Source organism: Corallococcus sp. CA054B, assembly GCF_003611625.1.
GTDB lineage: Bacteria > Myxococcota > Myxococcia > Myxococcales > Myxococcaceae > Corallococcus > Corallococcus coralloides.
On sequence record NZ_RAVY01000011.1, the window covers coordinates 51353 to 72439 of the forward strand.

At 71.4% G+C, this 21087-nt stretch carries 19 protein-coding genes; 14 read left to right on the forward strand and 5 right to left on the reverse strand.

The features are described 5' to 3' along the window. Positions 1-36: 36 nt before the first annotated feature. Positions 37-1164 carry a LuxR family transcriptional regulator gene (locus D7V80_RS04915; protein ID WP_120587053.1) on the reverse strand — a complete coding sequence of 376 codons (1128 nt, stop codon included), beginning with the start codon at positions 1162-1164 and terminating at the stop codon, positions 37-39. Positions 1165-1553: 389 nt separating this feature from the next. On the opposite strand from D7V80_RS04915, the gene D7V80_RS04920 reads away from it, so the two are divergent. Further along, a complete protein-coding gene (locus D7V80_RS04920; protein WP_120587054.1) occupies positions 1554-2729 on the forward strand; it encodes an amino acid deaminase/aldolase in 1176 nt (391 codons plus the stop codon). A 4-nt stretch (positions 2730-2733) separates the two neighbouring features. Continuing rightward, positions 2734-4092, forward strand: coding sequence for a D-arabinono-1,4-lactone oxidase (locus D7V80_RS04925; RefSeq protein WP_120587055.1), 1359 nt, complete (start codon positions 2734-2736; stop codon positions 4090-4092). A gap of 70 nt (positions 4093-4162) precedes the next feature. Here the strand turns inward: D7V80_RS04925 and D7V80_RS04930 are convergent, their stop codons facing one another. After that, positions 4163-4765: a hypothetical protein gene (locus tag D7V80_RS04930; protein ID WP_147446984.1), complete on the reverse strand. Its 603-nt coding sequence runs from the start codon at positions 4763-4765 to the stop codon at positions 4163-4165. On the opposite strand from D7V80_RS04930, the gene D7V80_RS04935 reads away from it, so the two are divergent. The 3 genes from D7V80_RS04935 to D7V80_RS04945 all read left to right on the forward strand — a co-directional run bounded on the left by D7V80_RS04935 (position 4740) and on the right by D7V80_RS04945 (position 9328). Further along, on the forward strand, positions 4740-5246 hold the full coding sequence (locus D7V80_RS04935; RefSeq protein ID WP_233585142.1) for a hypothetical protein: 507 nt from the start codon (positions 4740-4742) through the stop codon (positions 5244-5246). The two genes, D7V80_RS04930 and D7V80_RS04935, sit on opposite strands and share 26 nt — an antisense overlap. 17 nt (positions 5247-5263) lie before the next feature. Then, the gene (locus D7V80_RS43580; RefSeq protein WP_304987049.1) at positions 5264-8101 is read left to right on the forward strand and encodes a DUF4105 domain-containing protein; all 2838 of its coding nucleotides are present in this window, start codon (positions 5264-5266) and stop codon (positions 8099-8101) included. 747 nt (positions 8102-8848) lie between these two features. Continuing rightward, complete coding sequence (locus D7V80_RS04945) at positions 8849-9328, forward strand: carboxypeptidase-like regulatory domain-containing protein (protein ID WP_233585144.1); 480 nt, start codon at positions 8849-8851, stop codon at positions 9326-9328. A 10-nt stretch (positions 9329-9338) separates the two neighbouring features. Here D7V80_RS04945 and D7V80_RS04950 read toward each other — a convergent pair whose 3' ends face one another. After that, complete coding sequence (locus tag D7V80_RS04950; protein ID WP_158616547.1) at positions 9339-9674, reverse strand: PilZ domain-containing protein; 336 nt, start codon at positions 9672-9674, stop codon at positions 9339-9341. A 127-nt stretch (positions 9675-9801) separates the two neighbouring features. Here D7V80_RS04950 and D7V80_RS04955 point away from each other — a divergent pair, with 127 nt between their 5' ends. Next, positions 9802-10323, forward strand: a complete 522-nt coding sequence (locus tag D7V80_RS04955) for a GreA/GreB family elongation factor (RefSeq protein ID WP_120587060.1) — start codon at positions 9802-9804, stop codon at positions 10321-10323. Positions 10324-10335: 12 nt separating this feature from the next. Here D7V80_RS04955 and D7V80_RS04960 read toward each other — a convergent pair whose 3' ends face one another. Continuing rightward, positions 10336-11052: a class I SAM-dependent methyltransferase gene (locus D7V80_RS04960; RefSeq protein WP_120587061.1), complete on the reverse strand. Its 717-nt coding sequence runs from the start codon at positions 11050-11052 to the stop codon at positions 10336-10338. A gap of 125 nt (positions 11053-11177) precedes the next feature. Between D7V80_RS04960 and D7V80_RS04965 the strand changes: the two genes are divergently transcribed. The 5 genes from D7V80_RS04965 to D7V80_RS41310 all read left to right on the forward strand — a co-directional run bounded on the left by D7V80_RS04965 (position 11178) and on the right by D7V80_RS41310 (position 14591). Further along, the gene (locus D7V80_RS04965) at positions 11178-11666 is read left to right on the forward strand and encodes a hypothetical protein (RefSeq protein ID WP_199738380.1); all 489 of its coding nucleotides are present in this window, start codon (positions 11178-11180) and stop codon (positions 11664-11666) included. Between the two features lie 137 nt (positions 11667-11803). Continuing rightward, positions 11804-12529 carry an SDR family oxidoreductase gene (locus D7V80_RS04970; protein ID WP_120587062.1) on the forward strand — a complete coding sequence of 242 codons (726 nt, stop codon included), beginning with the start codon at positions 11804-11806 and terminating at the stop codon, positions 12527-12529. Next, the gene (locus D7V80_RS04975) at positions 12526-13317 is read left to right on the forward strand and encodes a dihydroneopterin aldolase (protein WP_120587063.1); all 792 of its coding nucleotides are present in this window, start codon (positions 12526-12528) and stop codon (positions 13315-13317) included. The genes D7V80_RS04970 and D7V80_RS04975 overlap by 4 nt, the downstream gene beginning before the upstream one ends. Before the next feature lie 77 nt (positions 13318-13394). After that, a complete protein-coding gene (locus D7V80_RS04980) occupies positions 13395-14141 on the forward strand; it encodes a queuosine precursor transporter (RefSeq protein ID WP_120587064.1) in 747 nt (248 codons plus the stop codon). A 33-nt stretch (positions 14142-14174) separates the two neighbouring features. After that, a complete protein-coding gene (locus tag D7V80_RS41310; RefSeq protein WP_147446985.1) occupies positions 14175-14591 on the forward strand; it encodes a hypothetical protein in 417 nt (138 codons plus the stop codon). A gap of 52 nt (positions 14592-14643) precedes the next feature. Here the strand turns inward: D7V80_RS41310 and D7V80_RS04990 are convergent, their stop codons facing one another. Next, positions 14644-17253: a U32 family peptidase gene (locus D7V80_RS04990; protein WP_120587066.1), complete on the reverse strand. Its 2610-nt coding sequence runs from the start codon at positions 17251-17253 to the stop codon at positions 14644-14646. A gap of 284 nt (positions 17254-17537) precedes the next feature. Here D7V80_RS04990 and D7V80_RS04995 point away from each other — a divergent pair, with 284 nt between their 5' ends. From D7V80_RS04995 to D7V80_RS05005, 3 genes are all read left to right on the forward strand, one after another. Continuing rightward, positions 17538-18683: a heparan-alpha-glucosaminide N-acetyltransferase domain-containing protein gene (locus tag D7V80_RS04995; RefSeq protein WP_158616548.1), complete on the forward strand. Its 1146-nt coding sequence runs from the start codon at positions 17538-17540 to the stop codon at positions 18681-18683. Positions 18684-18768: 85 nt separating this feature from the next. Further along, on the forward strand, positions 18769-19047 hold the full coding sequence (grxC, locus tag D7V80_RS05000) for a glutaredoxin 3 (protein ID WP_014400228.1): 279 nt from the start codon (positions 18769-18771) through the stop codon (positions 19045-19047). Positions 19048-19315: 268 nt separating this feature from the next. Next, entirely contained in the window at positions 19316-21001 is a 1686-nt protein-coding gene (locus tag D7V80_RS05005) for a nitrous oxide reductase family maturation protein NosD (protein ID WP_120587068.1), read from the forward strand. Positions 21002-21087: the final 86 nt, after the last annotated feature.

Here is a 21087-nt window from a genome sequence, read left to right on the forward strand (position 1 = left end):
ATCCTAGTCATGCGCCGGGACCTGCCCACCGGCCCATCAGGACTGGAAGAAGCGCGAGATGAGCGCGGAGCGGCTCTCCACCTGCGCCTTGTTCAGGAGGTGCGTGACGTGCACCTCCACCGTGCGCTCGGCGCAGCCCAGGTGCAGGGCGATGGCCTTGTTCGTCTCTCCCTGCACCACGTGCTCCAGCACCTGCGCCTCGCGCGCGGTGAGCCCCCAGCGCTGGCTCAGCACCGGCAGGCGCGAGGTCGGCTCCATCGGCGGCCCGGGGTCCAGCACCAGGTAGTGGTCCGGCAGCCCCTGCGTGCGCAGCGGCCCGGAGGAGAACAGCGGCCCCGTGCCCGGCGGGCTCCGCAGACACTCGCGCACCTGCGCCGCCAGCGCCTGGGAGTCCTGCTCCCACCGCGCCTGCCCCGCCTTGTTCGCGTGCATCACCCGGCCGCTGAACGTGACGACCCACGCGGGCCGCCCCAGCACCTCCAGCGCCGCGCCCAGGGCCGGCCCCAGCAGGCCCGCCTCGCGCAGCCGCCGGTCCATGGCCATCCGCCGCTGGATGGAGGGCGTCAGCGCCTGCAACAGCCGCTGCTCCCGCTCCGTGAAGGGCTCGGCCCGGAAGGCGCCCACCCAGCCCAGCATCATGTCGCCTTCACACACCAGCACCCGCAGCTGCGCCAGCTGCTCCAGTCCCAGCTGCCGGTAGAGATGGGAGGCATACCCGGCCAGCTGCGTCCGCGCGTGCTCCCACTCCGCCTCGCTCAAGCCCAGCCGCTCCCAAAGAGGGCCCTCGCCCTCGCCGGTGATGGGCAGGGCCCGCAGCGGCTCCGACATTCCCAGGGGCGAGAAGCGCATCGCGCGGTTGCGCTGCGCCAGCGGCGGACGCGCGGGATCGAAGTAGCCGAAGCGGCTCCCTGCCGGCGGCAGCGACGCGTCAAAGGCCTCGGTGAGGACGGAGGGCGGCTGCGGGAAGCCCACGCCGTGCACGAACGCCGTGTGATAGCGGTCCGGGCCCACGTCCACGCCGTAGGCCGCCGTCCGCTCCGCGCGCAGGGCGCTTCGGAGCGCGGCGAGGACCGTCGGCAGGGCCTCGGAGCCGGGCTCCAACCCCTCCAGCAGGCCCTCCAGCTCCTGCAAGAGGCGTTGGTCCTCGGAAATCAAATCAATCACGATTTACTTACTATAGCCGTTGGGGCCAATTGGAAGACTTGTGAGGTCGGGAGTGGAATCAGTGCTTCTTCCGCCTGTCCAGGTGGGAAGTGATTACTTTCCCCCCGAGTCGTTTAGGACTCGCGTGATTTCCTCAATAGAAATGACTTTCGGCTGGCGGCACCATGGCGGTCCGTGCCCTTCCGGGGGGGTGGGCCGACCTAGGAGTCGAAGTATCCGCGTGTGCGCGCGCCGGGCGTTCCCCCAGGGATGTCCGGCGCGCTGCCCCTTTTCCCGCTCCTGTCCCCGCCTGTCCACCACCCCACGCGCCCGGTGCCGGCAGGCCCCGTCCCTGACGGGGCGCGGCGATGATATCCGCTCCCGTCGTGCCCGCGCCCGGAGGCCCTGACATGCCGCGTGATTACGCCTACTACGCCCAGGCGCTGGAGGGACGGAGGCTGCCCCTGGCCTTCGCGGACCTGGACCTGCTGAACGAGAACGCGGCGGCGCTGGTGCGGCGCGCGGGCGGGCTGCCGGTGCGGGTGGCCACGAAGTCGGTGCGGTGCGTCGCGCTGCTGCGGCGCGTGCTCGACGGGCATCCCGGCTTCCAGGGCCTCATGTGCTTCAGCGCCGACGAGGCCGTGCACCTGCGCGAGCGCGGCTTTAGCGACCTGCTCATGGGCTACCCCGTGGTGGATGCCGAGGCCCTGGCGGAGCTGTGCCGGCCGCCAGCGCCCGTGACGCTGATGGTGGACTCGGTGGAGCACGTGGCGCTCGCCGCCCGCGCTGCCCGCCGTCATGGGACGCGAGCGCCGCTGTGCCTGGACGTGGACCTGTCCGTGGACCTGCCGGGCCTGCGCTTCGGGGTGCACCGCTCGCCGGTGCGCTCCGCGGAGGACGCGCTGGCGGTGGCGAAGAGCATCGCGGCGGAAGGGGACGCCGTCTTCCTGGCGGGCGTCATGGGCTACGAGGCGCAGCTCGCGGGCGTGCCGGACGCCGCGCCGCACGCGGGCCCGAAGAACGTGGTCATCCGCGCGCTCAAGCGGGGCTCGGTGGGCCGCGTGCACTCGCGCAGGCAGGCGGTCGTGGCCGCGCTGAAGGGCGCGGGGTTCGCGCCGCGCTTCGTGAACGGCGGTGGCACCGGCAGCCTGGAGTCCACGCGCCAGGACGCGAGCGTCACCGAGCTCACCGCGGGCAGCGGCCTGTACTCGCCCGCGCTCTTCGATGGCTACCGCGGCTTCCAGCACCAGCCCGCGGTGGCGTTCGCCATCCCCGTGACGCGGCGCCCCGGCCCGGGCCTCTTCACGCTCCAGGGGGGAGGCTTCGTGGCCTCCGGCTCGGCGGGCGTGGACAAGCTGCCCGTGCCCTACCTTCCCGAGGGCGCGAAGCTCCTTCCGCTGGAGGGCGCGGGCGAGGTGCAGACGCCCATCGCGTACGCGGGGCCGGTGCCGCTGTCCCTGGGCGCGCCGGTGTTCTTCCGGCACGCGAAGGCGGGCGAGGTGTGCGAGCACTTCCGCACGCTGCTGCTCATCTCCGGCGGCCGCGTCGTGGAAGAGGTCCCGACCTACCGGGGCGAATGGGGGTGACGGCATGACGACCGAGGCGGCGAAGACGAAGACGTGGCGCAACTGGTCCGGCGGGGTGGTGGCCCATCCCTCCGGCTTCCTCCAGCCGGATTCCGTGGACGCCCTGAAGGCCGCGCTCCGCGACGCCAGCGCCCGGTCGCGCACCGTGCGCGTGGTGGGCAGCGGCCACTCGTTCCCACCCCTGTGCGCGACGGACGAGACGATGGTGTCGCTCGAAGCGCTGCGGGGCTTGGAGTCCGTGGACGAACGCACGCGCGAGGCCGTGGTGTGGGCGGGCACGAACCTGCGCGAGCTGGGCGCGCTGCTCGCGTCGCACGGGCTCGCGATGGAGAACCTGGGCGACATCAACAAGCAGTCGCTGGGCGGCGCGCTGGGCACGGGCACGCACGGCACGGGCGTGGGGCTGGGCATCCTCTCCACGCAGGCGGCGGAGATGACGCTCGTCACTGCGAGCGGGGACGAGGTGACGTGCTCGGAGGACGCGTCGCCGGAGCTGCTCCAGGCCGCGCGGGTGTCCCTGGGCGCGCTGGGCGTGGTGACGCGGGTGCGGCTGCGCTTGCTGCCCGCGTACCGGCTGCGGCTGACGCGGCGGAACCTGGCGCTGGAGGAGTGCCTCGCGGGCCTGGACGAAGCGCGGGCGCGCCACCGGCACTACGAGTTCTTCTGGTTCCCGCACTCCGACCGCGTGATGACGAAGGCCATGGACCTCACGGACGAGACCCCGCACGGGGTGGGCGTGGGGCGCTGGTTCAGCGAGATGGTGATGGAGAACGCGGTCTTCGGCGCGGTGAGCCGTGCGTGCCGGATGCGGCCCGCGTGGTGCGCGCCGGTGAGCCGGCTGTCGGCGAAGCTGGCGTCGGAGGGCGTGCTGGCGGGACAGAGCCACACGCTGTTCGCCACGCCGCGGCTCGTGCGCTTCCAGGAGATGGAATACGCCGTGCCGGTGGAGCGAGGGCCCGACTGCCTGCGCGAGCTGTCCGAATACATCACGCGCGAGCAGCTGCCCGTGCACTTCCCGGTGGAGTACCGCTTCGTGCGCGGTGACGACGTGTTCCTCAGCCCGGCGCACGGCGGGGACCGCGCGTTCATCGCGGTGCATCAATACCGGGGCATGCCGCTGGAGCCCTACTTCTCCGGCGCGGAGGCCATCTTCCGCAACCACGGCGGCCGGCCGCACTGGGGCAAGCTGCACACCCAGACGGCCGCGACACTGAAACATCTGTATCCCCGCTGGGACGACTTCCAGCGCGTGCGCGAGCAACTGGACCCGGAGGGGCGCTTCCTCAATCCCTATCTGAAACGGCTCTTCCTGGAGGAGGGCGTTCGTCACACCCGTGGTGAATCAGGGGCGCGAAGCGCTTGACGCACCCTGGGACCTGTTTTTCGCGCCGTATTGCGTCAGACGATCCAGCAACCTCCCGATAATGCACAATTCAGCGCCCGGCATGCGGTTGGCTAGGGCACTGGCTGGCGCCAGGCCCGGTGGCGCCCTTTCGAGGGGGATGGATGCGGACGAAGTCTTCGTGGAAGCGCGTGGTGACGGCGTCGATGCTGATGCTCGCCGTGGGGTGTCGCGGACCCGCCGCGGGCTTGCGGGCCGCGGGGGCGTCGGACTCGGGCAACTCATCGGACTCGGGCGCTTCCAGCCAGGGTGACTCCAGCCAGTCGGACTCGGGCAACTCCAGCCAGGGGGACTCCAGCCAGGGCGAGTCCAGCAAGTCCGACTCGGGCAACTCCAGCGGTGGGGACTCGAGCAGGTCGGACTCCAACGGCTCCAGCGACGAGGGCTCCAGCGAGTCGGGCTCGGGCGAGTCCAGCGACTCCGACTCGGGCAACTCCAGCCATGGGGATTCGAGCAAGTCGGACTCGGGTGACTCCTCGGGCTCCAGCGACTCCTCGGACTCAAGCGACTCCTCGGACTCAAGCGACTCCTCGGGCTCCAGCGACCACAGCTCGCGAGAAGGGGGCTCCAGCGAGCACAGCAACGCGGGCAGCAGTGAGTCGAACCATGTGGACCAGGGCGACGATTCGCGCACGCGCAGCGAGAGCAGCAACGGCCGCGAGAATCAGCTCCTGTCGACGGCCACGGTGGCGCTGACGGTGATGGGCCTGGGCATCGTCATCTGGCAGTCGTACGCGCGCGCGGAGCGGCGCAAGAACAAGCGGCCCTCTCCTTCTCCGAAGGAAGTGGGGCACGCGGCCCAGGTGTACCTGCGAGCCCGCACGCACCAGCTGCGAGAGGACCTGGCGCTGGGCGCGGGCCCGACGGTGGAGGACCTGGCGCAGGCGGCGCGCATCCGACGTGAGAACCTGGAGGTCTTCGGCAAGCTGCTCCGCACGCACCGCAAGGAGCTGCTGATGATGGCGGATGCGAAGACGCTGACGCCCGAGCGCGCCCGCGCCTGGCTGGAGCGCGTGGGCCAGCTGGCGCGCACCGAACCCCGGCTCGAAGAGGACCGGCAGGCCTTCCTCCAGGAACAGGAGGGTGCGCCCCAAGCGGCCGAGGCCCTCCAGTGAGGCCCCGCCCAGCCTGGATGGGATGGCTCACGGTGCTGCTGTTGCCCGTGAGCGCGCAGGCTCAAGAACCCCTGGGCCACCTGGCGGTGCCGGCGTTCTTGAAGAAGCTGTCCCCGGAGATCGTCCTGGCCGAACGGGTCGCGGCCCTGGAGGCCACGTCGGGCATCGTCCTTCGCGGTGCCGCGGCGCGGGATGCCTCGCTGGTCTCGGACGTGGAGGCGGGGCTCGCCACCCTGCCTCCCGCGATGCGCCGTCCGCCCGGAGGCCGGTTGGAGTTCGTGCTCCACGCGGAGCCCGCGCCGCTGGGCCTGGGTGACGGCACGAAGGACCGTCCGGACTGGTCGGAGCAGCGCGAGCAGTTCCATCTCTATCGCTACGCCCCTTCCGAGGAGCGCCGGGCCACGCTGCGCCTGTCACGGCTCACCGACACGGAGGCCGAACACCTGTGGCGCCGCCGCGCCGTGGTGCACGCCGTGATGCAGCGCTGGGACGACGCGCGCGGCTGGAGCAAGCGTCCCCAGTGGCGCAGGCTGGACGGATGGCTGCTCCCCCTCGAGCGCCCCCTCACGTGGAAGGAGACCGCGAGCATCACCTACGCGGGGGCCTTCAGCCGCGCCCGGGGGCAGGCGAGCGCCTCGCTGGACCTCGTCACGTTCGCGGAGGAGCTGCTCGTCCCCGTGGAGTCCCTGCGCCCGGATGCACTGCCCGAGGATGATCAGGTGCGCTGTCAGGAGCTGTCCAAGACGCGCGCCCTGTCGGAGTTCATCTCGGAGGCGCGCCTGGGCACGCTGCCCGCGCGGGGAGACTGCCCGGCCTTCGACGCGTGGGCGGAAGCGGAGGCGCTCTCGCACCTGGAGGTCCTGCTCGTCGCGGCCACGGGCCGCCAGCCCCAGTCCCTCTTCGGTCACCTGCTCCTGCGCCCGGTCTGGCGCGAAGGCGCCATGGTGCAGGGCCCCGGCTTCGAGCGCGTCGTGCAGCTCGTGGCCCTCACCGGCATGGAGGAGAAGGGCCTGGGCTACCTGATGAAGGGCATGACGGGCGGCTACAGCACCGTCTTCCTCACCGGCACCCTGGGCGACATCACCCACGAGTCGCTGGAGCTGGAGCAGCGCACCATCCGCCGCTTCCGGCTGAACCTCACGCCCGGCGAGTCCCAGCGCATGCTGGAGCGCATCTGGGAGCTCGAGCGTCGCGGCTACCTGGGCTACTACTTCTTCACCGACAACTGCGCCGCCGCGCTGCTCTTCCTCCTCAATGGCTCGCTGGAGAACGGCCGTCACGTGAGCGCGCCCGGCATGCTGTGGGTCCTGCCCACGGCCACGTTGGACACGCTGGCGAAGACGAGCGTCGTGGACGCGAACGGGCGCAAGGTGCCGCTCCTGGAGCACGTCCCGGACGCCCTCGAATCCACGGGAGACCGCGCCCGGCGCGCGCTCGTGGAAGAGGAGCGGCTGCTCACGAAGCTGGCCTCCCTGCTTCCGTCCACCGCGCTCGCGCCGCTGCACCACGTGCACCGCCGCCTCCAGTCCCCCGAACCCGGCGTGCGCAGGCAGGCCTACGAACAGCTGCTCCACGCCGTGACGACGGCGCTCGACGCCGCACCGCCCTCCGCGCGCGCCGAAACCCGCGAGGCCTTGCATGCCTACGTGGCGCACGCGGTGCGGGTGGAGCGCGCGGCGGTGGACCAGGCCGAAGGAGAGAAGCTCGCCATCGAGCGCGAGCGCCTCGTCGCCCTCGACCTGAAGGGGCAGGGCGGCGCCGCCCAGGGTGTCAAGGACCGGCAGCTCCTCTTCGAGCGCGAGGACGCCATGCAGCGCAAGCTCGCGGTGCTCGACCGCACGGCCCTGCTCCAGCAGGCCCTGGACACCGCCATCAAGCGGCTGCCCACGCCGGACGAGCTCAAGGCCCTGGTCCGCGCGGAGCACACCGAGGCCGCCTTCGCCGCGGCCACGGAAGCTCAGGGTGCGCTCAATGACGGACCGCTCGCGGACGTGGATCCGCGGGCCTTCCTCGCGAAGGACCATGAACAGAAGGTGGAGCTGGAGACCACCTGGGCCCGGGGCGCGCTGCGCGAATCCGGCGCGGCCCGCACGGTGGTGAGTGGCGGCGTGGACTTCCCGGAGGTGGGCGCCGCGCGGCCGGTGGTGAGCCTGCGCACCTCCGCGATGAACGAGGCCCTGGGCGACGCGCGCCTGCACGGCTTCCAGTCCAGCAGCGAGCTGCGCGTGCTGGACGGAGAGCTGTCGGTGGAGCCGCGCTGGGGCGTGCCGCGCATCCTCGGCTCGCGCCTGACGCTGGTGGGCTACCGCACGCTGATGCCCGAGCTGCCCCAGCAGCAGCGGTCGTTCTCCGACTCGCTGGGCTGGGGCGCGGAGGCGAAGATGTCCACGGACATCGGCCGTCCGCTGCCCTACCGCGCGACGGTGGAGGCGGAGGCGCTGGGCGTGGTGGCGGCCTCGGAGCGCTTCGACACCTTCCTCGCGGTGGGGTTGGGTGCCCAGGCCACGATGGCCTGGAGCCCCACGGAGACGGTCCCCACGGTGGGGCCCCGTCTGTCATTGGCCCATCGTCTGGGCCTGCCCGGTCCAGGCAACAGCGCCCTGCGCCTGGAGGCCACGTACGTGCCGTCGTGGCGCACGGGCATCACGCCGGGCTTCACGCACGAGGCGGACGCGACGCTCCAGGTGGAGTGGTACCTGGGGCGCATCTCCCGCTGGAGCGTGCTGCTCACTCCCCGCGCACAGGTCCACTGGGAGGGGACACTCGCGTCGTGGGCAGGTCCCGGGAGAAGTCTCGCGAGCCTTCCGGAAGGGTTGGCGCGACATCGCCTTGCGCTAGGAGTGGAGGTCCGCTGACGGACTGCGTACGGAAGACGGGGAACTCACCGGTGAACACCGGACGGCTGGCGGCGCCGCAGAGCGCCCCGATGAACAGGCCGATGACGTGCAGCAGCGTCCAGTTCCCCCAGCCCAGGCCCAGGAAGATGCGCTCGCCGCCCACGCTGAAGACGTTGAAGGCCACGTAGAACGCGGCGGGCACCACCACCGAGGCGACGGCCGCGGCGGCCAGCGCCCGGCGGGGCCGCCCCGCGTGGAAGCCCCCGAACGTGCCGGCCAGCAGGCCGTTGAACAGCGGAATGAAGAACGTGATGGTGCTGATGAGCACCATCGTCAGCACGCTCACGTCGAACCGGTTGTGCTTCCAGACGATGCGGCTCTCCTCCACGCGCGTGTCGGCTGGAATGGTCGCGTACTCGGCCCGCCCGTTTTCCATCGCGAAGCGGCGCTCCGGACGCGCGACGCGTTCGGATGTCTCCGTATAGGTCTCATCCATGGAGCAATGACCTCCGTGCGGGCGGGGGAAGGATGTGCCCGGACACCTTGGGAGATGGTGCTGGAAGCGGGCGGGTGGAAGGGCTGACGGCTCCACCGGTCCCTGAGAAGGAAGGCGCATGCCGTGCCTGCCTGCCGGGAATTTCGCGACCCGGCGTGGGGGCGGATGCCGCACACGGGGGCTGTCACGCACCGGAGACTTGGCGTCCGGTGGCTGGCGGCTATGCTGCCGCGCCTCCGCCGTACCGCTTCCCAGCCTGGATGGATTCCATGAGCCTTCGCCGCAACCTGCTGACCCTTGCCGTCCTCTCCTCCGCGCTGCTGTCCGCCTGCGCGCTGCGCCCGCGCTACAACGAAGTCATCCAGGCGAACGGCGCCACCGCGTTCCAGGAGGGACAGCTCGTGGTGCTGCGCGTGACGGACGCCGCGACGGGCCAGCCGGTGAAGGGCGCCAAGGTGCTCGGCGGCGAGTACCGCAACCACATCAACGCGACCACCGACGAGAACGGCGAGTTCTCCCTCAAGCTCGACCCGGGCCTGGTGAAGGAGAACCCGCTGGTGGAGGTCGTGCTGCCCAAGGGCGTGAGCCGCTACAAGCTCCAGGTGGTGCCCTCCGGTGAGGCCCCCGCGCCCGAAGGCGCCCCCATCGCTCCCCCGGCCGAGTCCGCCGTGGAGCCGTCCACCACGCCCGCGACGCCCGACGCTCCCTCCGAGGCCGCGGCCCCGGCGGCGTCCGAAGCGGCGAAGTAGGCCCGGCTCGTCAGGTGAACCAGCGAATCAGGCGCCTGCCCTGCAAGCGCCTGAACGCCTCCAGCCGCCGCTGGAAGTCCTCGCCGATGGTGACGAAGCGCACGCCGCAGCGTCCGCGCGTGCGCTCCCCGGCGGAGCGGCGTGACCACATCACCCGCGCCTGGAAGGGGACCTCCTCGTCCCCCAGCAGCAACGCGCCTTCCACGAGATCGCCCGCCTTCATCGGCTGGAGCATCTCCGCGCAGAAGCCGCTCTCCGACACATCTCGCGTGTAGAGCGGCAGCATGCCGCGCAGACGGACGGCCAGGCGATGCTCGAAGCGAGGCACGGCTCGGGGGAGGTGCATGCCCTCGAATCCTGGCGGATTCCGCTTGCGTAGTAAAATTGCGCCATTCAAAAGCGGGCGGGCAGGCGGACCCGGCATGCAAAGCCCGGGAAACGTTGAGAAATTTCCCGGGAGAAGGGAGCGGGCCATGTCGAAGGCATTCACCAAGGAAGACGGGGGCGGCGACGAGGGGCTCACCCCCGCGCGTCCCCGGTCGACGTCGGCGGAGCAGCGCTACATCACGCCGGAGGGCTACCGCGCGCTCCAGGAGGAGCTGCTGGAGCTTCAGGGGCCCGCGCCCCGGGACTGGCCAGAGCTGGAAGCGGTCGTGCGCAAGCGCGAGCGGGAGCGCCGGGCGCGCGAACTCACCGCCATCCTGGAGGATGTGCGGGTGGTGGCGCCGGATCCCTCGCAGGCGGGCCGCGTCTTCTTCGGTGCGTGGGTGGTGCTGGAGGACGAGGACGGCGCGCGCATGCGCTATCGCATCGTCGGTCCGGATGAAGCGGACGTGAAGGCGGGGCGCCTGAGCGTGGAGTCTCCGCTGGCGCGCGCGCTCCTGGGCAAGGAGGCCGGCGAGGCCGTGCAGGTGGAGCGCCCGCGCGGCACGGTGGAGTACGAAATCCTCGCGGTGGAGTACGCGGAGTCCGAAGCCGCCACGGCCGCGCCTTGAGGCCTGGCCGCTTCAGCGCTTCGTGGCGATGACGGTGACGAGCCGGCCGAAGGGCTCCGGCATGTCGCCCTCGCGCACCGCCACGTCGAAGCCCGCCGCCTCCAGCAGCGCGCGGGCGCGGGGCACGAGGAACGTCAGGTAGTACATGACGAACGGCGGCTTCCAGAGCGCGTTGCGCACGCGCATGGCGGCGTTGAAGCCCTTGGCCACCCAGTAGCCGGGGTTGAGCGCGGACGGTGGCTGCGCGGTGACGAAGACGAAGCGGCCGCCGGGCTTCAGCGCCCGCGTGATGCCCTCGACGAGGCGCGGCTCGTCCTCCTCCAGGATGTGCCCGAAGGCGCCGAAGCTGGTGATCAGCTCGAACGCCGCGTCGAAGGGCAGCGCCAGCGCATCGCCCCGGACGAAGTCGAGCGCCGCGCTGCCCGGTGCATCCGCGAGCCTGCGCCGCGCTTCATCCAGCATGCCCTGGCTCAGGTCGAACCCGACGACGCGCTCACGGCACAGCGGACGCAGCACACGCATCGCGGCGCCGGTGCCGCAGCACACGTCCAGGGCGCTGCCCACGCTGCCTTCGGGGCCCACGTGCGCGAGCGCGGCCTTGAGCACCGGATCCGGCGTGCGGAACGGCGTGTGCTCGAACTTGGGCGCGAGCAGGTCGTAGCCCTGCTCGACGGAGGTGAGGGCCTGCCGTGCAAGCTCGCGGAAGGTGGGGCCGTCGCGGTGGAACATGGGACGAGGTGTACCCACATCCCCCCGGCCCCGCCACCGGGGTTGAGCGTGACTCGACGGGATTTGAATGTTCCGGCGGGGGCCCCGTCAGTCAGGACAAGCAACTCGGACGGAGGATGGAAGACATGGCTTTCAAGCTCGGACTCGCGACCCTGGCCTTCGGTGCAATGCTGCTCGGTTCCTCCACGTCGTTCGCGGCGGACTGGCGCGGCCCGACCCGGGCGGATGCGCAGTGGGGCGGCCAGCAGCGGTACAACGGCGGCTGGGACTCCGCGCCGCAGGGCCAGGCGTTCCGCTACGACAACGACGACGCGAAGACGCGCCGCTTCATGGGCTGCCGCGGCCCGAACTGCAACCACGGCCCCATGCCGCGCCCGGTGGACTCGCGCGGCCGCTACGAGCTGCAGACGGTGGAGCGCTGGGTGCCGGCGCGCTACGAGCAGGTCTGGGTCCCCGAGCAGTGCGTGTCCCGTGGCCGCCGCGGCCGCCACGTGAGCTGCACGCCGGGCTACTACGACCAGCGCTATGTGGCGGGCGGCTACCAGGCGGTGACGGAGTGGGTCTGGGTGCCGTACGGCGGGCGCCGCTGGCAGACGGTGGTCTACTACCCGTAGTCAACACGAGGAGACGAGACGGGACGAACGACGCAAAGGGGACGACGCAGTGCCGCGGGGCGGTGCCTGGAGAGGGGTCTCCAGGTATCGCCCCGCGGTGTTTTTTCGCGGGCGGGCCTGTTAGGCAGGGCCCGCATATGGGGACCGCATTCATCACGGGCGCGGGCGTGCGCATCGGCAGCGCGGTGGCGCGCGCGCTCGGCCGCGCCGGCTACGACCTGGCGCTTCACGCGAACCGCTCCATGGAGCCGCTGGAGTCGCTGGCGCAGGAGCTGCGCGAGCTGGGCCGCGCCGTCACGCTGTACAGCGGCGACCTCTCCGACGCGCGGGCCGTGGACGCGCTGGGCGCGCGGGTGCGGGAGGCGCACCCCGCGCTGGACGTGGTCGTCCACAACGCGGGGCTCTATGAACGGGTGGACTTCGCGGCCGTGACGCGCGAGCAGTACCGCCGCATGCTCGCCGTGAACGTGGACGCGCCCTTCTTCCTCACGCAGGCGCTGCTGCCGTCGCTGCGCGCGGGGAAGGACCCGCTGGTGGTGCACCTCACCGACATCGGCGGGGAGCGGGCGGTGAGCCACTACTCGCACTACTCGGTGAGCAAGGCGGGGCTCGTGATGCTCACGCGCGCGCTGGCGGTGGAGCTGGCTCCACACGTGCGCGTCAACGCCATCTCGCCGGGCGTGGTGGCGTTCCCGGAGCACTTCGACGAAGCCGCGCGGAAGGAAGTGCTCGACCGCGTGCCCATGGGCCGCGAGGGCAGCGTGGAGGACGTGGCGCGCACGGTGGTGTTCCTCGCGCGCGAGGCGCCGTACCTCACCGGGCAGGTCATCGCCGTGGATGGCGGAAGGAGCGCGCAGCTGTGAGCCAGGAACCCGTGTGGATCCACCCCGTGGTCACCGACGCGCAGGGCCGTCCGCTGGACGTGATGGAGCTGCGCGGGCTCACGGTGGACGTCATCGTGGGACTCTACAACCGCGAGCGCGTGACGCCGCAGCCGCTGCGGCTGGACGTGGCGCTCTTCCTGGACGCCCGGCAGGCGGCGGTGGGCGGGCGGCTGGCGAACACCGTGCACTACGGGCGCCTGGCCGGAGAGCTGCGCTTCCTCCTGGATGCGTGCCGCTTCGAGCTGTTGGAGTCCGCGGCGGAGGCGGTGTGCCGCTACCTGCTGGCGCCGCCCACGGACGCCGCGCCGCACGCGCCGCTGCACGCCGCCACGGTGCGGGTCACCAAGCCGGAGGCGCTGACAGGCTGGGCCATCCCGTCGCTCCAGGTTCACCGCACCGCGGAGGAGATGGTGTACCGGACGGACGCGAAGCCCTTCGGCCACGTGGACGTCATCCACGAGGGCGCGACCTACGGCGTGTACCGGCTGCGGGTGGAGCCAGGGGCGAGCATCCCGCCGCGCGCGGACGGCCACACGGAAGGAATGGAGTTGGTGCTGGGCGCGGGGCTGGTGCTGCAAGGACAGCCGGTGGGGCGCGGGATGGCGTTCAGCGGCCCGGAGGTCTTCGGGCACGGCTACGACAACCCGACGGCGACCGAACAGACGGTGCTGGGGGTGTACCGGCCGCGCCTGGTGCTGTCGGAAGCGGGCGGCTCCGGGGAGACGGTGCCCGTGGGGCCGGGCAGGCAGTACTACCTGCCCGAATAGGCCCCGGGCGTCCAAGCGACGGGGGCGGGAGGGTGTGCTAGCAGTAGGGGCGCCTCTGCTCTTGAAGGACGCATCGGATGACCCTGGACCGGCGGATTCAGCTTTTCGTGGTGCTCGCGGGGCTGTTCATCACCTCACTGGTGGTGGGCGACATCATCGGGGTGAAGCTGTTCGAGGTGCACCTGGGCCCGGTGGTGGCGGTGATGTCGGTGGGCATGTTGCCGTTCCCGGTGACGTTCCTGCTGACGGACATCCTCAACGAGTTCTACGGCAAGAAGGTCGCGCGGTTCGTGACGTGGGTGGGCTTCTTCATGGCCATCTTCACGTTCGTGATTGTCGCGCTGGCGGGCCAGATTCCGTGGGCGCCGATGACGGAGGCCAAGGACTACGGCGGGACGGTGGCGGCCTCGTTCAACAACGTGTTCGGCGGCTCGCAGCGCATCCTGATGGCGTCGATGGTGGCGTACCTGGTGGCCCAGTTCCTGGACATCTCGGTGTTCAACCTGCTCAAGCGGGTGACGAACAACCGGATGCTGTGGCTGCGGGCCACGGGCTCCACGGTGGTGTCGCAGCTCATCGACACGGTGGTGGTGCAGTTCGTCGCCTGGACGGGCGTGCTGCCGCAGGAGGTCATCTTCCGGATCATCTTCACCTCGTACGCGGTGAAGCTGCTGGTGGCCATTGGCCTGACGCCGCTCGTCTACCTGGGGCACGCGCTGGTGGAGCGCAAGCTGGGCATCGCGCCGGTGGTGCTGGGTGAGGACGGTGAGCCGGTGAACCTCGTGACGCCCAAGTCCGAGCCCCCGTCCGCGGCCGCGGCCTGACTGCGGTAGACTGCGGGGGAGGAGGGTGCCCTCATGCAGTTCACGCTCGCGGATGTCTGTGGTCCGCCGCCGCCCGGGACGGGTTTGTTCTACGCGCTCTGGTGCTCACCGGTGGTGGTGTTCCTGCTGCTGCGATGGTTGCGGCGCGGAGCCCGTGATGGCCACGACGTCCTGGGCCTGATGGCCCCGTCGTCCCGGCGCCCCGTCTCGGCCTTCCGCGACCTCCTGACCTGGGGCTGCGTGGCGGTGGCCCTCATCGGGCCGCTGCTGCTCGGCATGGAGATCCTCATCAGTGCGGACACGCTGGTGGAGCATGTCGAGCAGGCGGGGGATGGCATCGATCCCACCCACTGGAAGTGGTTCGCCGCGATGACGCTGCTGTTCGTCCTCCTGCGCATGAAGTGGCTGCGGAGTGCTTCGTCCCACGGGGACGTGCTCCACATCGCCTGAACAGACAGAAGGGCAGGGCTCGAAGCAGCAGGAGCCCTGCGCGCACCGTGTCTCAGCGCGCGTTCGCGGCCGGGTGCTTGAGCACCTGCATCGTGCCGCGCGTGACGCCGAACTGCTCGTGCACCGCCGCGCGCTTCACCGCCTCCGCGGGCGACAGCCGGCCCGCGAGCAGCTCCTGATACGCGCCCAGCACCCGCGTGGCCTCCTCGCGCGTCTCGCGCACGAACTCCACGCGGAAGCGCCGCACGCCGCGCTCCAGCAGCCGGGGCACCAGCGACGCCGCGCTCTGCGCCTGCGCGTTGAACACCGTGTTGCGGCACCCCACGTCCACGATGACCGGATGCTCCAGGCCCAGCCGGTCCTTCAGCGCGATGGCGTGCTTCTCACACGGCCGCCCGCAGGTCTTGTAGTCGCGCCCGTTGGACAGCGTGTGTGAATACACGCAGTGCTCCGTGTGGAACGTCGCGATGTGGTGGTGCAGCGCCACCGCGAACCGGTGCGCCGGCGCCTGCTCCAAGAGCGCGAAGAGCTGCTCCGAATCCAGGTCGTGCGACACCGTCAGCGTGTCCAGTCCCAGGCTCAACAGGTGCGCCGCCGTCAGCGAGTTCGTGACGTTCAGCGAGAAGTCCCCGTGCAGCACCGGCCGCGAAGCCCCCGCCGGCTGCTCCAGGAAGTGCATCATCGCGCCCCAGTGGCGCACCAGCACCGCGTCCGGGCGCAGCCGGTCCAGGCGCGTGTCGTAGCCCTCCTCGCCGGGCTTCTGCACGCGCACCGTGGCGATGGTGACGCGCAGCCCCGCCGCGCGCGCCCGCTCCACGGCCTTCTGGAGCCCCACCATCTCCATCCAGTCCAGCTCCACCTCGCGCAGGCCCGCGGCGATGACCGCCTCCAGCTGCGCGTCGTCGCGGCACAGCGGCAGCAACCGGGGCGCCTCCTCCGCCGGCCGCGAAGCCACCTTCGCCAGCAGGTCCTGACGCACGCCGGCCTCCACCGCCTCCGTGCTCACGGTCCGAGCAGGCCCCCGCTCCACGTCCGCCGTCAGCTCCGCCACCAGCTGCCGCCGCAGCGCCTTCAGCTCCGACACCGGCAGGTGCAGCCCCGGCGCCAGCCCGGACGCATCCAGCTCCGCCAGGTGGAACGACGTGCCGCCCAGCGCGGCCAGCTTGTCCTTCAGCAGCGCCGCGTCCACGCCCGCGCCCCGCGACGGCGCGAGCAGCGTCGTGCCCGTTGCCTCGCGCGTGAAGCGCGCGGTGCTCATCCGCACGCGCAGCGGCGTGCCCTCCGCGCCGGAGACCCAAAGCGACAGCGGGATGCGGCCCTCGGGCTCGCCCTCCGCGAGCAGATCGCCCGTGCGCCGCGCGAGCGCAGGGTCGCTGTTCAGCCACACGCGCTGCCCCGGTGCCACGCGGCCCAGGTCCGGACCCGGATGGCCGAAGCCCAGCACCCACGCGTCGCCCTCGCGCTCCACGCGGAAGATGGGACCACCCGGCTCGTGCTTGTCCTCCGGCGCGCCCGCGTCGAACACCACGCCCATGCCCGGACGCGGATCCACGTCCGCGGGGTCGGGCTCGCCCGTGAGCGGCGCGGACACGTTGCCCGCCGGGGCCTCCGGGCGCTCGTCGCCCAGACCCAGCGCGCCCGTCCACGGCCGGTCGTCCGGCACCACGAGCACGTCCTTGCCGGACACCGCATGCACCCGGCCCAGGTACAGCCCGCGGTGCTTGGGGAAGCGCCCCTCCACCAGCGTCTGGTGGTCGGAGCCCGCCAGGAAGCCGTGGGAGAAGCCCCGGCTGTACGACAGCGACATCTCCGCCAGGTCCTTCGCCAGCCGCGCGCCGTCGGGCTTGCCGGCCATCACGCCGTCCAGCCAGCGGCGGTAGCCCTGCACCGTGCTGGAGACGTAGGCCGGGCCCTTGAGCCGGCCTTCGATCTTCAGGCTGTGCACGCCGATGTCCGCCAGCTCCGGCACCGCGCGCACGCCCGCCAGGTCCTTGGGGCTGAGCAGGTACTTCACCTCGCCCAGGTCGCGCGTCTCGCCGTCCACCACCAGGTCGTACGGCAGCCGGCACGACTGCGCGCACTGGCCCCGGTTGGCGGACCGGCCGCCCCACGCTTCGCTCGTGAGGCACTGACCGCTCCACGACATGCAGAGCGCGCCGTGGATGAAGACCTCCAGCTCGATGTCCGTCTGCGACGCCAGCCGGCGGATCTCCGCCACCGACAGCTCGCGCGGCACCACCATGCGCGTGAAGCCCAGGCCCGTGGCGAACCGCGCCCCCTCCGCGCTGGACAGCGTCATCTGCGTGGACGCGTGCAGCTCCAACTGGGGGCAGATGGCCCGCGCGAGCAGCGCCACCGCCGGGTCCTGCACGATGAGCGCGTCCACGCCTGCCTTTGCCACGCCGCGCAACAGGTGCTCCACCACCGGCAGCTCCGGCTCGAACACCAACGTGTTCAGCGTCACGTAGGCACGCGCGCCCGCCCGGTGGATGAGCCCCACCGTCTCAGGCAACCGCTCGAGCGAGAAGTTCTCCGCGCGGGCTCGCGCGTTGAAGCCTTCATCGAGCCCGAAGTAGACGGCGTCCGCGCCACTGGCGAGGGCGGCACGCAACGACTCCAGGTCACCAGCGGGGGCGAGGATTTCGGGGCGTCGGGGAGACATGACTCCTACCTAGCACGCCCGGTCCCGCCGCTCCCCTCCAGATGCCCGTCCACCTCCCCACCGGGCAGGCACCCGGCACGGCGGCCCACCCATCCCTGCCGGCGCTCAACCCAGAGCCGATGCTTGGCGCGACAAGGATTCCAGTGACAAGGGTTTGCCCGCCGAATGTTTGTCTTTGATGCCGGCGGTGCTATCCCTGTCATCAGGCGCGCAGGGCAGGCACCCGCGAAGGCGGGTGGGGGATGCCATCAAAGACCGCGCGCCTTCTTCCGAAAGGATTTCCCATGCAGCGCGAGCAGGTGCCAGGGGCGAGGTCCGCCTCGGGGCGGCTGGAAGCGGTGGATGCCATGCGGGGCACGGTGATGTTGCTCGTGTTCCTCTCGCATTTCGCGGACGCGTATCTCTATCCGCTCGGAGGTGAGGCCGCGCATCTGCGCGAGCGGCTCAACCTGCTGACGCGGCTGGCCACGCCCGGCTTCATGGTCATCAGCGGCCTGATGCTGGGCCTCCTGGCCGCGCGCAGCCGAGACTTCGGCCCGCTGCGCACGCGGCTCCAGCGCCGGGGCCTGTTCCTGCTCACCGCGGGCCACCTGCTCATCGTGCCCACGTACCGCTTCTGGCCGGACGAGCCGTGGGTCCTGCTGCGAGCCCTGCCGGTGACGGACACCCTCGCGGTGGCGCTGCTCGTGGGGCCTTGGGTGGTGACGCGGCTGAACGGACGGGCCCGCGCGGTGCTGGGGTTGGGGTTGTTCGTGCTGAGCTGGATGGTGAGCCTGTGCTGGTGGCCGGAGTGGGTCGTGGCGCGCGCGTTCAAGGAGGTCTTCTTCGGGCAGCGTGAGCTGACCGTGCTGCTCTCCAGCTTCCCGGTGGTGCCGTGGCTGGGCGTGTACCTGGTGGGCAGCATGTTCGGCGAGTGGCTGGGGACGTGGGGCCGCGCGGACGTGAAGGGCGTGGGGCGCCGCTTCGAGCTCGTGGGCCTGGGCATCGCCATGGGCGGCGCGGCGCTGGTGGTGCTCCACATCGCGGTGCACCACCTGTGGCATGGCGCGGGCTTCGACACGCTGATGGCGCTCACATCGCAGTCGCAGAAGTACCCGCCGGGACCCGCCTATGTCGCGCTCTATGGCGGCACGGCGCTCGCGCTGCTGGGGCTCTTGATTCACGCCGAGCAGGCCGGATACCTGTCGCGCTGGCTGCGCGTGGCGAGCGTCATTGGCCGGCACTCGCTGCTCGCGTTCGTGCTCCAGTTCTACGTGTACTACGCGGGCCTGTACCTCCTGCGGCTGCACTACACGCCGCTGTGGCCGCTGCTGTTCGTGTTCACCGCCGTGCTCCAGTGGTGTGCCCTCTATGCGTGGGACCTGCGCGGACGTGCCCGGGAGGCCAGCGCGCGCCTGCCCGCGACCGTGCCCGTGTCTGGGGCCCGCTGAAGGGGGCCGGGCAGGGGAGCGAGCGCACTCGCGCCGGGTTGCGGGCCGCGGGATGCGTCCCCACCCTTCGACGCAGGAGGTCGTAATGCTCGAGGTCGTCGTCTACATGAAGCGCACCTGCCCCTATTCGCGGCAGGCCATGGACCTGCTCAACGAGAAGGGCTGCGAGTTCCAGAAGGTGGATGTCGCCGCGGACGAAGCGCGACACGAAGAGATGATGCGTCGCTGCGGCCGTCAGACCGTGCCCCAGATCTTCATCGCGGGCCGTCATGTCGGCGGCTGCGATGACCTGTATGACCTGGAGGCTCGCGGGGAACTGGATGCGCTCCTCGGCCGGGAGGCCCAGGACTCCGCTTCCCCCTGAAGCCTTCATCCGTCGCCGCATCCGGGCCGTGTTCCTCATGCCGGGGAGCACGGCCCGCGTGTTTCTGCGCGCGCTGACCACCCTCCGGCACATTCGCGGGTCCCTGGCGCCAGGCCCAACCGCGCGGATTCACATTCCTGCTCGGCTGCCCTGCGACCAGGCGACAGCGAAGTCCACGGCTGACGGGGAATGCTCGGCACGCGTGTTCCCGTTGCCCGCCGACCCCGCGAGCGCACCCCCGCGCCGTGAACCCCTACGAGGAGTCCACATGCGCTTCCGCCAGACCCTGACGACCATCGTCTGTGCCACCGGGATGCTCGCTGGCACCGTCGGCTGTACCGGCAAGGTCGAGCCCGCGACAGCCACACCTCCGGGCACGTCCGGTCCGCCCATCATCACTCCGCCCGGGAGGCCCCAGACACCGGCCGACGCGGGCACGTCCCCTGACGAGGACGGAGGCGTCGCCACCGACGGCGGCACCACTCCCACGGATCCGCCCACGGATCCGCCTACGGATCCGGTAGACCCACCGCCCACGGAACCGCAAGAGCCCGAACCGCCGCCGCCCGCCGAGCCGCAATACACGCGCGTGCTCTGGGTGTCCCCCAGCGGCAACGACTCCGCGGCGGGCACGGAAGCGCTGCCCCTGCGCACGGTGGCGCGAGCGGTGTCCCTGGTGAAGCCCGGCGAGGCGGTCTTCCTCCAATCCGGCACGTGGCGCGAGCACGTGGCGCTGAAGGAGCGTCAGGGCACGGCGGACAAGCCGCTGACGCTGAGGGCCGCGCCGGGCGCCACGGCCATCCTCAAGGGGGGCTCCATTGGCGAGACGGCGCTGGTGGACGTGAGCGGCGCGTACTGGAACATCCAGGGGCTCACGGTGGACGTGGGCGGCGAGTCCGCCTTCGCGGTGATGTGGCGCGGCGCGGGCGCGCACCACGGCGTGCTCCGCGACAGCATCGTGAAGAACGGCACGGAGGGCGCGGGCGTCTACGTGACGGAGAAGGCGCACGACGTCCTCATCGAGGACAACGACATCTCCCACTTCGACCAGGGCGACGTGGACAGCCACGGCGTCGCGGTGCAGACCTCCGCCAGCAACGTCACCGTGCGCGGCAATGACATCCACCACAACTCCGGCGACGGCGTGCAGTGCCTGGGACCGGAGGGCGGCGCCACCAACCCGGGCACGCCGTTCGACAACCTGCTCGTGGAGGACAACCGGCTCCACGACAACCGGGAGAACGGCGCGGACATCAAGACGTGCACCCGCGTCACGCTGCGCGGCAACACCATCTACAACCACCGTTCGGTGTCCACCTCCGCGGGCGAGGGCGTCATCGTCCACATGTCCCCGTCCGACGTCACGCTGGAGGACAACGTCTTCTACGCCAACGCGCGCGCCATCCAGATTGGTGGCAACCGCGAGGGCGCGCCCCCCACGCGCGTCATCCTGCGCCGCAACCTCATCCACGACGGCCTGGGAGATGCGGACGGCGAGGAGGGCACTGGCATCCGCGTGGACGCGTCCGTGGACGTGAAGGTGCAGCACAACACCGTGTGGAACCTGAGCGGCGCGTGCCTCATCTTCGGCACGGGCTCCAACGGCGCGAGCCAGGGCCTGGACGTGCGCAACAACATCTTCGCCGGCTGTGGCATCGCCGCGCGCGGTGGCTCGGGCCGGAGCGGCGCGGTGGTGGACGGCAACCTGTACTACCGGAGCAGTGGCGCGGCGGTGTTCAACCTGGAGGGCGCCACCGTGGGGCTGGCGGACTGGCGCACGAAGGCTGGCCTGGACAAGCGCTCCCAGGAGCGCGCGCCTGCCTTCGTGGACACCGGCGCGGACGACTACCGGCTGTCCGCGCAGTCCCCCGCGCGCGAGGCGGGCCTGTCCCTGGGGCTGCCCTTCTGCGGGGCGGCGCCGGACCAGGGGGCCTTCGAGTCAGGCTGCCCCTGACCCCGGGGGTTGTGTAGACTCCGGGGCCCCTCGCTCCGGAGTCCTGCGCCCCCGTGTCGGCCCCGTCGGAACCCGCCTTCGGCATC

What these genes read in the sequence shown, in the direction of transcription:
- D7V80_RS04960 (WP_120587061.1), bottom strand. Translation starts at nt 11,052, where the DNA reads ATGTTCCACCGCGACGGCCCCACCTTCCGCGAGCTTGCACGGCAGGCC.
- D7V80_RS04955 (WP_120587060.1), top strand. Translation starts at nt 9,802, where the DNA reads ATGTCGAAGGCATTCACCAAGGAAGACGGGGGCGGCGACGAGGGGCTC.
- D7V80_RS41310 (WP_147446985.1), top strand. Translation starts at nt 14,175, where the DNA reads ATGCAGTTCACGCTCGCGGATGTCTGTGGTCCGCCGCCGCCCGGGACG.
- D7V80_RS04970 (WP_120587062.1), top strand. Translation starts at nt 11,804, where the DNA reads ATGGGGACCGCATTCATCACGGGCGCGGGCGTGCGCATCGGCAGCGCG.
- D7V80_RS04995 (WP_158616548.1), top strand. Translation starts at nt 17,538, where the DNA reads ATGCAGCGCGAGCAGGTGCCAGGGGCGAGGTCCGCCTCGGGGCGGCTG.
- D7V80_RS43580 (WP_304987049.1), top strand. Translation starts at nt 5,264, where the DNA reads ATGGGATGGCTCACGGTGCTGCTGTTGCCCGTGAGCGCGCAGGCTCAA.
- D7V80_RS05005 (WP_120587068.1), top strand. Translation starts at nt 19,316, where the DNA reads ATGCGCTTCCGCCAGACCCTGACGACCATCGTCTGTGCCACCGGGATG.
- D7V80_RS04950 (WP_158616547.1), bottom strand. Translation starts at nt 9,674, where the DNA reads ATGCACCTCCCCCGAGCCGTGCCTCGCTTCGAGCATCGCCTGGCCGTC.
- D7V80_RS04925 (WP_120587055.1), top strand. Translation starts at nt 2,734, where the DNA reads ATGACGACCGAGGCGGCGAAGACGAAGACGTGGCGCAACTGGTCCGGC.
- D7V80_RS04965 (WP_199738380.1), top strand. Translation starts at nt 11,178, where the DNA reads ATGGCTTTCAAGCTCGGACTCGCGACCCTGGCCTTCGGTGCAATGCTG.
- D7V80_RS04990 (WP_120587066.1), bottom strand. Translation starts at nt 17,253, where the DNA reads ATGTCTCCCCGACGCCCCGAAATCCTCGCCCCCGCTGGTGACCTGGAG.
- D7V80_RS04980 (WP_120587064.1), top strand. Translation starts at nt 13,395, where the DNA reads ATGACCCTGGACCGGCGGATTCAGCTTTTCGTGGTGCTCGCGGGGCTG.
- D7V80_RS04920 (WP_120587054.1), top strand. Translation starts at nt 1,554, where the DNA reads ATGCCGCGTGATTACGCCTACTACGCCCAGGCGCTGGAGGGACGGAGG.
- D7V80_RS04945 (WP_233585144.1), top strand. Translation starts at nt 8,849, where the DNA reads ATGAGCCTTCGCCGCAACCTGCTGACCCTTGCCGTCCTCTCCTCCGCG.
- grxC (WP_014400228.1), top strand. Translation starts at nt 18,769, where the DNA reads ATGCTCGAGGTCGTCGTCTACATGAAGCGCACCTGCCCCTATTCGCGG.